At 44.3% G+C, this 11549-nt stretch carries 6 protein-coding genes; 3 read left to right on the forward strand and 3 right to left on the reverse strand.

All coding sequences use genetic code 11. The features are described from left to right. Positions 1-179 precede the first annotated feature (179 nt). Both OQ5_RS0101315 and OQ5_RS23345 read right to left on the reverse strand, forming a co-directional pair. Positions 180-2240: an acetate--CoA ligase family protein gene (locus OQ5_RS0101315; RefSeq protein ID WP_016775757.1), complete on the reverse strand. Its 2061-nt coding sequence runs from the start codon at positions 2238-2240 to the stop codon at positions 180-182. A 292-nt stretch (positions 2241-2532) separates the two neighbouring features. Then, the gene (locus OQ5_RS23345; RefSeq protein WP_016775758.1) at positions 2533-2670 is read right to left on the reverse strand and encodes a hypothetical protein; all 138 of its coding nucleotides are present in this window, start codon (positions 2668-2670) and stop codon (positions 2533-2535) included. Between the two features lie 42 nt (positions 2671-2712). Between OQ5_RS23345 and hydE the strand changes: the two genes are divergently transcribed. The 3 genes from hydE to pgl all read left to right on the forward strand — a co-directional run bounded on the left by hydE (position 2713) and on the right by pgl (position 6673). Then, positions 2713-3798 carry a [FeFe] hydrogenase H-cluster radical SAM maturase HydE gene (gene hydE, locus OQ5_RS0101325; protein ID WP_016775759.1) on the forward strand — a complete coding sequence of 362 codons (1086 nt, stop codon included), beginning with the start codon at positions 2713-2715 and terminating at the stop codon, positions 3796-3798. A 222-nt stretch (positions 3799-4020) separates the two neighbouring features. Then, positions 4021-5535: a glucose-6-phosphate dehydrogenase gene (zwf, locus tag OQ5_RS0101335; RefSeq protein ID WP_016775761.1), complete on the forward strand. Its 1515-nt coding sequence runs from the start codon at positions 4021-4023 to the stop codon at positions 5533-5535. Positions 5536-5971: 436 nt separating this feature from the next. Further along, entirely contained in the window at positions 5972-6673 is a 702-nt protein-coding gene (gene pgl, locus OQ5_RS0101345) for a 6-phosphogluconolactonase (protein WP_016775763.1), read from the forward strand. A gap of 252 nt (positions 6674-6925) precedes the next feature. Here pgl and OQ5_RS0101350 read toward each other — a convergent pair whose 3' ends face one another. Continuing rightward, positions 6926-11359 (reverse strand): translocation/assembly module TamB domain-containing protein, encoded by a 4434-nt coding sequence (locus OQ5_RS0101350; RefSeq protein WP_100221859.1) that lies wholly within the window; start codon positions 11357-11359, stop codon positions 6926-6928. Positions 11360-11549 lie beyond the last annotated feature (190 nt).

Genomic DNA, 11549 nt, shown 5'->3' on the forward strand with positions numbered 1-11549 from the left:
TTATTGATCATTGAATAATCTGTGTACACTCAGCTCTGCCACTTTGCTTACAAAGAATCTGGTTCATCTTTGATGCAACCTTATCTTCTATGTTCTTATATGTCTTATATGGTGAATTCTCAGCCTCAACCTCAACCTAAGCCTCAACCTTAGCCTTAGCCTTAGCCTTAGCCTGAGTCTCAGCCTTTCTCCACCCTCATTCTCGCATCCACTACCCTTATTTCCTTTTTGTTGCCTATCAGGGGATTCAGGTCCATCTCTTTAATTTCGGTGGCAAAGCGCAACAGGGTGGACAGACGGACAATGATCTCTACAAATTGTTCCTCGTTGATGCCTTCCTGTCCCCGGAATCCCTGAAGAATGGGGTAACTCTTGAGACTGCGTACCATCGACCAGGCTTCGTTGAAGGTGAGAGGGGCCAGACCGTGGGAGTGATCGCCCAGGGCTTCGACAAAGATGCCGCCAAGTCCGCACAGGATGACATGGCCAAAGGTTGGCTCATATTTTGCCCCGATGAAGAGCTCGGTGCCTGTTTGCATCTTCTGTACCAGAACTGATTTTACACCTTTGATTTTTCGCATCCGACGGAATTCCGATAGCAGGTGTGCATCTGACTTAATATTTAGTGTTACGCCCCCGACATCCGATTTGTGTACAGGTCCTATTACTTTTATTGCAAGCGGGTAGCCAAATTCTTTAGCAAGTGACATCAATTCTTTTTTTGATGTAGCGACACCTTCCTGAACAACGGGAATTCCTGCGGCCTGTAACAGGTCATTGATTGTTGCGGGATCCAGGAATCCTTCCGGAGCTTCTTCAATAACAGACCGAATGGCCGGTATATCGATCCCTTCCCTGAAAATGTCTTCATCGGCGGGCTCCGGCGTCTGATTAATGCTGGTGAGCGCCCTGGCAAGGACTACTTCATCAGGGAAGTTGATGTGTCCGTGCGACAGGAAGAATTCGACTTCTTCCCGGGCGCTGGTGACAGAAGGAAGAATCGGGAATACCGGTTTACGGCATTGCTTCATCTTTTCGTGAATCATTTCGTAAGCATCAAAGACACGGGAGAGGCCTGTACTGCCAAAAATGACGATCATACCATGGATGTCATCCATTTGATTGTCGCAATATTCGATGACTTTTCCCAGTTGTTCGGCAGTTCCCGTGGCCAGTATGTCAATGGGGTTAGAAGCAGATGCCCCTGGATTTAAAATATCAAGAATATCGTTGTGCGCCTTTCCTTCTATCGGGGGTATGTTGAGGCCTCCTCCCGACAGGGCATCGGTAAGCATAACCCCGGCACCACCGGCATGGGTTATGATGGCCAGATTTTTTCCTTCCAGCTTTGGATAATTAAATACCGAAGCTACCGTGGTCAGTTCTTCCCGTCCGAAACACCTTACAATACCGGCTTTCCGGAAAAGCGCCTCTACTGCCGAGTCGGCACTGGCCATGGCTCCTGTGTGCGAAGCTGTTGCTCTTTGTCCGGCTTCGGTAATCCCCGATTTTATAGCTGCAATGCGACATCCCTTACGCACAAGCGACGAAGCATGTTTGAGGAGTTTGTCGGGATTTTTAATGTTTTCTACATAGATAAGTTTGATGTTGGAGCTTTTACCTGGTTCATACGCGTTGTCCCAATATTCCAGCACCTCTTCAATACCAAGTTGGGCGCTGTTGCCCACTGTAATTAAGGATGAAAAAGTGAGTCCTTTAGGCAAAGCCGATTCCAGAATGAAAACCGCTGTAGAGCCGGAGCCGGAGACGAAATCGCAGCCTTTGGGGTCGAGTTTGGGTACCGGCGATGTGAAAATTCCGCTGTAAACCGGGGTCAATACCCCGATGCAATTGGGGCCGATTAAAGTTCCGTTGACTTTGTCTACACTCTTTTTCAACGCTTCTTCAAGTTCAGCGCCTTCGGGGCTGTCTTCGCTGAAGCCTGCCGAGATAACGATAAAAGCTTTTGTGCCTTTTTTTGCAAGCTCATCGGTAACAGTGACACAATGTCGGGCTGAAATTGCCAGAATAGCGAGTTCGGGGGGTTCTGGCATATCGTTTACCGTCTTCCATGATGTTATTCCCTGCACTTTGTCGCGCCCCGGGTTGATGACGCAGAGTTTTCCGTTGTATCCCCCGTCCAGGATGTTTTTCAGGAGCTTTCCGCCGGGTTTGGTTGTATCTTCGGAACCCCCTACAATGACGATACTTTTTGGTTCCAGCAGACTTTTATTGATCATGGTTGTTCCAGTTTATCGTTTTCTCAAAGTTACCCTAATTGTTAGAGATATTCTTTGAGTTTTGTCAGGAAACGGGGGGAGTAGGTCAATAGGTCAGTAGGTTAATAGGTTAGTAGGTTAATAGGTTAATAGGCGATTATACGAGTATGGTAGAAATTAACCGCGGAGCGGTTGAAGACCGGTAGCAGAATGATTTTATGAATAGAATAAGCTGCGGCAGGTGTTTTAGTGAGATTCTTCGTCGTTCCTCCTCAGAATGACAAAAGGGGTCTTCCTGTCATTCAAAAATTTATCACTTCTGCCTTCTGCCTGTCAAACTTCTGCCTGATTCCTTTGGTGAAGTCTCAGCCTCAACCTCAACCTCAACCTCAACCTCAACCTCAACCTCAACCTCAACCTCAGCCTCAATTGACAATTGCTCATTGAACATCGATTTTTCTTATTAATTTCGTCTTTCTAAAATGAAATCGAATTGAAGGACATTTTTCAAATAGTAGAATCCGGTTCGTGGAGTATTGAGAACCTTGAGCAACTGCTGGCTCTGAGAGGTGATGAGCAGAAAAAGCTGCTGACTTTGGCAGGCGATTGCTTGTTGAAAAGCCGGGGGAATGAAGTTTATTATCGCGGCCTGGTAGAATTTTCCAACATTTGCACAAAAGATTGTTTTTATTGCGGGATCAGAAAAAGTAATAAGAATGCTGAGCGTTACGATTTGCCCGACGATGCCATTCTGGATGCTGCTACATTTGCGTATGAACATCATTACGGGTCACTGGTAATGCAATCCGGAGAGCGCGACGACCCCGTTTTTGTAGACAGGATCGATCAGCTGCTCAGAAAGATTAAAGAGAAAACAAATGGAAGGTTAGGCATTACGCTTTCGTTAGGAGAACAAACGCCTGAGACTTATCGGCGTTGGTTTAAAAGCGGGGCTCACAGGTATCTTTTGCGCATTGAAACTTCCGATGAAGAGCTTTACAGGCAATTGCATCCAGATAATGAGAAACACCGGTTCAGAAAGCGGCTGGACTGTCTGAAGGCTATTCAGGATGCCGGGTATCAGACCGGAACCGGAGTGATGATTGGTCTCCCGGGACAAACCTTTAAACACCTGGCCGGAGACCTTCTGTTCCTTAAAGATTTTGACGTTGATATGGTCGGAATGGGGCCTTATATAGAACACGAGGATACACCGCTTTACTCCAGGCGTTTGGAGTTATGGACACCGCTGGAACGCTTTCTCACAACCCTCAATATGGTAGCTTTATTGCGCTTAATGATGCCTGATATTAATATTGCCGCAACCACAGCCATGCAGGCAATTGATCCGATGGGAAGAGAAAAGGCTATTCAGGCAGGCGCCAATGTGATCATGCCAAATATTACCCCATCGAACCTCAGAAGAAATTATTTGTTGTACCAGAATAAACCCTGTACCGATGAAGGAGCTGAAGATTGCTCAAACTGCCTTTCAATAAGGCTCGAAATGATTGGCCGGCGGCCGGGGTTTGATAAGTGGGGAGATTCACCTCATTTTTTCAACAGGACGAGGGAGTAATAAGCTGGAAGCTGGAAGCAACCGCCCCAAGGGTATTTTGGTTCGCAGATTAGCGCAGATGGCCGCAGATTTTATAATGTGAACCGGTTTTCTGAACAATCCCTTTTCTTTTTCGTAACCTCAGCCTCAACCTCAACCTCAACCTCAGCCTCAGCCTCAGCCTCAGCCTCCATTTATCAGTCGGAAGAGATAACAAATTATTAAGGAAATTAATATAGAACAATGAGAAAACCACAAAATCACATACTGGTTATTTTCGGAGCATCAGGAGATTTAACCAAACGTAAACTTATACCGGCACTTGCCGATTTGCATAAACAAGAACTCTTGCCGGAGAAATTCTCGGTTCTGGGATTGGGCAGAACAAAGCTGTCGGACGATCAGTTCCGTGAAAATATGAAAGCGGGTATTAGTGAGTTCTCCTCCAAAAAGGAGGGCGCATTTGATGATTTTTTGAAACGGCTCTACTATTATTCTTTTAATACCAAAGAAGGCAGTGAATACAAAGGATTTAAAGAACGACTACTGGCTCTGGACAAGGAAACAGGTAGTGAAGGGAACTTCATTTTTTATCTGGCAACCCCTCCAAGTATGTATTCGCTGGTTCCCCGTTTTTTGGCAGATCAGGGTCTGAACTGGAGTGAACATGGATTCAGACGGTTAATTGTAGAAAAACCTTTCGGGCATGATCTTGAAAGTGCCAAAAAGTTAAATCGTGAACTTTTGGAGTATTTCCGTGAAGAACAGATATATCGTATTGATCATTACCTGGGAAAGGAAACGGTGCAAAACCTTCTGGTAACCCGTTTTTCGAATAATATTTACGAGCCTTTATGGAATCGCAACTACATACACCACGTAGAAGTAACATCAACCGAAGATATTGGCGTTGAGGGACGTGGAGGATATTATGAAGAATCCGGTGCATTGCGGGATATGGTACAGAACCATTTGTTGCTGCTTACCAGCCTGGTAGCAATGGAACCTCCTGCTCTGATCAATGCAGAAAGTATAAGGAATGAAATTGTTAAAGTATTGCAGTCGTTACGTCCCATTCCTAAGGATGAGGTTGAAAAGTACGTGATACGAGGTCAGTATACCGAAGCTCAGATGCGTGGGAAACAGGTAAGAGGGTATCGCAAGGAAAAAGGCGTTGATCCCAAATCGAGGGTTGAGACTTTTGTGGCCATGAAGTTTTTTATTGACAACTGGCGCTGGGCCGGAGTTCCTTTTTACATAAGGACAGGGAAAATGATGCCCACCCGGGTAACGGAAATTGTTATTCATTATCAGCCGACTCCGCATCACCTGTTTGCCGACGATCCTGCTATAATTCGTCAGCAGAACCAATTGGTTATTCGTATTCAGCCGGATGAAGGATTGTTGCTGAAATTTGGGATGAAAGTGCCGGGAGCCGGTTTCAGGGTACAGGATGTGAATATGGATTTTCATTACTCAGAGCTGGGTGATACATATCTTCCTTCGGCCTATGAGCGTTTGTTGCTCGACTGTATGCTGGGCGACCCCACGCTCTATTCCAGGGGAGATGCAGTGGAAGCAGCCTGGAAATTTATTGATCCCATCCTTCAGGCCTGGAAAGAACAGCCGTGTATTAAAGTTCACGGCTATCCTGCCGGCTCATGGGGCCCTGAGGAAAGTGACGATCTGATAGAAGGAAATATGACCTGGCGCTATCCCTGCAAGAATTTATCTGACGGTCTGTATTGCGAGCTTTGAGAGGAGCAGTGTTCAGAGTTAATTCTGGTTGCTGGTTGCTGGTTACTGGTTGCTGGTTGCTGGTTGCTGGTTACTGGTTGCTGGTTGCTTGGTTGCTGGTTCCGGGTTTCGGGTTCCGGTGCCCGGCTCCGCCGCTTGCCTTGCAAGAATTCGTCATTGGTCAATTCGTTAATTGGTAATTGATCATTGGTAATTGATAAATCTGTGTACGCTCGGCTCTGCCGCTTTGCTTGCAAAGAATCTGTGATATCTGTGGTGAATTCTCAACCTCAACCTCAGCCTTAACCTCAACCTCAGCCTTAACCTCAACCTCAGCCTTAACCTCAACCTCAGCCTTAACCTCAACCTCAGCCTTAACCTCAACCTCAGCCTCAGCCTTAACCTCAGCCTCAGCCTTAACCTCAGCCTCAGGTTCCAGTCTCTAAATTGAAAATGAATGGAAACAAAGATTTTTTACTCTAAAGAACAACTTGCCCGTTTTTTTGGTGATTACCTGACAGAGCTCACTCTGCAAAATGATGTGGTGAATATTGCCCTGTCGGGTGGAAGCACCCCTGAAGCTATTTTTGATCTCCTGTCGCAGGAGTATAAAGATGTCATAAAATGGGATCGAATTAAGTTTTTCTGGGGGGATGAGAGGTGTGTGCCACCGGATAACGATGAAAGCAATTACAAGATGACCAAAGTGCATCTTTTTGATCATATTAGTGTTCCTTCAGAGAATATCTTCAGAATCAGGGGCGAGCTGACTCCAGAAGAAGCCCTGGCTGATTATCGCAAAGTAGTTGATGAAAACCTGCCGAAGGAGAACGGCATTCCACAGTTTGATGTAGTGGTACTGGGAATGGGCGATGACGGACACACGGCTTCCATTTTTCCGCATGAACTATCACTTTGGGATTCGCCCGAATGGTGCGAGATCGGTACGCATCCTGAAACAGGGCAGAAACGCATTACCATAACAGGGCAGGTCATCAATAATGCCAGGGAGATTGTTTTTCTCGTAACCGGCAGGGAAAAAGCTCCGAAAGTAGATGAAATACTGAACCGTAAAGGAGATTACGGTGTTTATCCGGCCTCAAAGGTTGACAGGTCTAAGAGTTTATGGTTGCTTGATCAGCAGGCAACTAAAGGCTGAGAATGTGAATTCACCCCGGATAGCAAGGATTTTTAAAAAGCCTAAACGCAGAGACGCAATGACGCAAAGTTTTTATTATGAGCGGTAGAGATACCCAATTTGGGCGTCTTTACCATACCAGACATCTGTAAAAGTTTAACGGAGTATTGAGATGAGCACTAATTCTATACTAATCCGTGAAAATCTGTATAATCCGTGGTGAACTTAAGTATTAGCTTTGCACATAAACTTTCCCACCGGGTGGAGGAGGATTTAGGGAGCTTCATCATCCTTTCTTCCTGTGATGGCTTTCCAGTATTTGCTCAGCAGTTCGGTGAATTTGTCGAATTCTTCTTTAAAGGAGATACCAATGCCTTGTGTTGTTGGCGATGTTTCGTAAATGATGTCATCGTTTGACCGGGTATAGGCTTTTGCTCTGATGGTTCCGCTGTTATTCAGTTTAATATCCATATCGAAATCACCTACCATTTTGCTGGTATTAGTCTGGTATTTCCCATAGCCCACGTTTCCGTTTATGGTTACCCGGTTATTGAACATCTGGGTCGAAAGGGCTACTTCAATTTCCTCACTTGAGATGTTGTCTTCGGGTCTGTAACTGACTCCCACATCGACATCGCTGCTGATGTTGGACAACCAGCGGCTCAGCTGGTTTGACAGCATTTCGGTAGTGGTTACCAGGGCGGCATTGTTTGTTTGCATGCCTTCGGTATTTTCCATCCTGAGGTAATCGGGCGTATAAAAACGGTTCAGGACAAGAAGGGATAAAACCTGACGGTTCATTTCATCTTCGGAAGAAATAAAATCGAGGATATAATTTTCCCGGCTTTCACTTAAAGTAGGTGCTTCAATGCCGAATTTTATTCCCGGTTTTTCGAGCGGTCCTGACAGCATCAGGTTACAATGGATAGGGATACGTCTGTGAATATCCTGGTTTTCACCTGTACCGGTTTCTGTCATCGGGCCAATCAGATCGGAGAGTGGGGCCTTCAATTTGTAAACAGCCGTTAGATCAATATGTGCCTTGTAAGGATCACCCTGCCAGGTGACGGTACCTCCCTGGTTGATTAGGAATCTTTTGTTGACGAGGTTTTGAAGTGAAAAAAGGTATTCACCTTCTTCAATCATGTACTCGCCGAAGAAACTCAGATTTCCCTGCCGGTTGATCTGAATTTGAATGTTTCCGTTTCCGGTAGTGCTCAGAACATCGCCTGTAGCCGAATCAAAGATGATCTCTATTCTGGCAGCAGGAGTAACATCAATCTCCATATTGAGCTCAAGGCCCGACAGGTCTACTTTGTATTCTGCATCGTCTTCTTCAAGAGTAGGACTATATATTTCTTCTTGTTGATCTTTGCCGGAGATAAATCGAATAAAATTACTTTGTACGGCTTCTTCTGTGTCGGCCATTGGAATAAAAAACCTGGTGTTTTCGTGGGTGGTACCACTGATTGTTAATTCGGTGTTTTGTGATGTACCGTTCACCAGCATCTTTCCACTGCCGTAAACAGTTCCGTAGTAATAGGGATTGTCTTTTGCTTTGGTATCTAATACCAGTTGGTTGTTTACATCGAGTTGCAGGTTATATACCATATCGGAAAAACCCGTATGATAAATTGAACCTCTGAATCGGCCGGTTTTCCCGAATTTATCCTCTACCTTAACATCTCTGAATCGTATTTCATTGGGGTAAAACCATACAGAATCTCTGAGTTTATAGGAGGTTTGTAAAATATCTACATCAAACTCCCCGTCATCAATGTCTACCTGCCCTGTCAGTAGCGGTTTGTTAAGATGCCCCGTTACGTGCAGTTTTCCCGAAGTATTTGCGGTGAAGTTTTGTAATATGTTTCCTATAAAAGTATCCAAAAAAGAAATGTTGAAACCGTCCAGATCGAGATCGAGTTCAATGTTGTTTTCTTCAGGGTAGATATGTCCCTGGCCAATAAGAGGAGTTTTTTCCCCGTCTTTTAAAGAAGTACTGACTGCCAGGGCGTCGTTGCTTTGGTCCCATTGGGAGGCAACGGTAAAAAAGCCTGCAGTATCTCCGTCAAAACTGAAATCGTCAATTGAAAAATTGGCTGTCCAGAGCGGTGTTCGATAGTAATTTTTTAGTTCTATGCTGCCGTTGGCCAAACCGCCAAACTGATGCGATTTTTCTCTGTTCGATTTAAAAAGCTGGGAGAGGTCGATGTTGTTCATTTCAAGACGCATACCATCCATGGATTTTCGGTGAAGGAAGCCGTTAAGGGCAAGTCTCTGGCTGGCGTGTTTAATTTCCAGGCCCCGGATACTTATTGTATTTGGTGTTCGTAATATTTTTGCTTCGTTGATATTCCAGATGGAATCCCTGAGTATAACAGTAGAAGGATGCAAATGAGTAGTGAAATAGAAATCGTCTTCTTTGTCCTTACGGAAGGACGATGTAGTATAAATTGCCCCGCTGTTGGTAACCTCGTGCCAGTTGTTCCAGAAAATATTCATATCCAGGGTATCTTGTCCTGCTTTTTGGTGTATTGAGAAATTATATAAGGTCAAAGCATTGTTACGGTCAATTTCACTTGCACGGGTCACTATTTGCAGGTCATCACCACCTCTTGTACTGGCATAAAACTCTATGCCTTTTGCATTGATATCCTTGAAAGCTGCATTGTCAATTGATGCACTAATATCAAATATCTGTTTTTTTGAGTCGATCGTCCCGTGAAGTTCTCCTTTTCGAGCCAATTCAAGGTCGGGGTAAAACAGTCTGATGACTTTGTCAAACCCATTGAAAGCAACGCTGAATTTGAAACGGTTCCCGGGTACTTCGCTTTCATCCACAGTTGGAACCATTGCAGGCAGAAAATGGGAAATCATATCAAAAAATGACTGTCTGAAATTAGCAAAGTTGTATTCTCCTGTCAGATCAGCTTCCACAAAATCAGATCGCAGTGTCATTCGCTTCACACTATCCTCTTCAAAAGCTTTCAATGAAAGCGTGTCAATTTCGAGCGAAGTATGAGGGGTGAAAATGAGTCCGTCGGTAATATTAACCTCACCTGCAAGATTGTCAATATTATCTCCTTCAAAGTCGGCACCTATCCCCAATGTAATAACTCCGTCTTTCAGGTTTGGTAAAATATTTAAGCGGTCGGCCATCACATTCTCCAGAAATGCCCGGAATCGGAAGCGGGGAACATTTCCTGCAAGATCGATCTCTCCGTCAAAATCCATACTTCCGTTATCGTCATCAATCCTTACTGAGCCGTCAAACCTTTGATGGGTAAGAAGTCCGTTGATGTCAATATCGCGATAAAGGTATTCGTTCCATTCAAATTTTTTTATTTCCCCTGCCAGATAGGAGAAATAGTGGCTTTTGTCTTTCCATACACCGTTTACATCAACATTCATAGTCAGATCACCGATTTGGCTTTTATCGTCCAGTATTTCTCCCAATTTGAAATCGGTTGTTTTCAGACCTCCTTTGTAAGAGACAGACTTATCTTTTTCAAATTTAACGCCTATATCGGTACTGATGTTTCCAAGAGCAGTATGGAAGTTGCCGTAAGCAACCATATCGTTGGTAAAACCCGTGAGATTACCGGCGTACCTGATAGTTCCGAGAGCAGGTAAATTTCCTCCTTTCAGGTCTTCCGATCTTCCCGTGATTCTGAGCAAATCGGAGGGGGTAGTTTCGAGGTTTTCGATGTCTATGAAAAGAAATGTTTCCCTATAGTCGGAAAGATCGCTGATATCGAAAGACAAATTTATCCTGGTTTCTCTCCCCAGTGCGAGATTAATACCGCGTCCTTTCAAATTTTTAGATGAACCGTAAATCTGGCCCGACAAACCAATGGAAGTTTCAATCCGGGGAATGTTTTTGAGGTATAAGCCCAGCTCTTCGGGTGACAGATAAATTTTCTTAATTTTAGTCAAAAACCTTTGATTCTCGCTTAGTTTGTTTTTTCCCGGGTTGACCGGAATATCGAGGGAGTTAATATTTATTTCGGAAAGAGTAGTTTTCAGAAAAAAATTCTGAACAGATATCTTGTCGGGACGAATTTTCCCCTCGGCTCCGCCACTTTGAATGGAAAGTCCGGCTTTTTCCTCAAACGACAAATGATTGATCCGGAAATTCAATGAATCTGCAACCCCTGAGGTTCTCTCTATGTCGAGGTTGACGTTATTGAACCCAAATGATTGTTGCTTAAAATTCGGGTTTTGGAATACAGAATGTGCAACAGATATACTTCCGTCTTTTAATTTGATACCCCTGACGGAGTAGTGCCACTTCGATGTATCGGGACGATTGGCTCCGATTGAATCGATCAAAAAGGCAAAGTTCATTTTATTGTCGTGCTCGGTCAGGTTTATGCGTGGTGCATCCATTGTTACCCTGCCAATGTAAAAGTGTTTTTGCAGAAAAGAGAAATAATCTATTTCGGCATGAACATTCGGAGAAAAGAGCAAAGTATCCTGGTTCAGATCACGAATAAGAAAATCGCTAATCCTGATTCCCGAAAAAGGCAGAGCCTGGATGCGGCCGATGGATATTTCCGTATTCAGATCATTGCTTAAACGCCGGGTAATATTCGAAACCACCCTGGTTTGAACGCCCGGAAACATAAAAACAATAGTCACTACCAGTGGAAGTCCCACCAGGAGGCCAAAAAGCAGAAGTAATATTTTGTTGTTATTTCTGGTCAAAAGTAGGATGAATAATTTTATTAATGGCTGATTTGAGCTAAAACCGCACATCGCTTTTCCCTGAAAACGACGGGTTTGTTATTCTCAACAAAAATAGTGCAAAGTATTCGGGTTTTCTAATAAAAATCATTGTTGTTCCTTTGAAATTGCAATAATTTTTCAGATAAGTGAGTGCGGTATAAAAAGCATA

It is taken from the genome of Anaerophaga thermohalophila str. Valhall (genome assembly GCF_000250735.1).
Taxonomy (GTDB): domain Bacteria; phylum Bacteroidota; class Bacteroidia; order Bacteroidales; family Marinilabiliaceae; genus Anaerophaga; species Anaerophaga thermohalophila_A.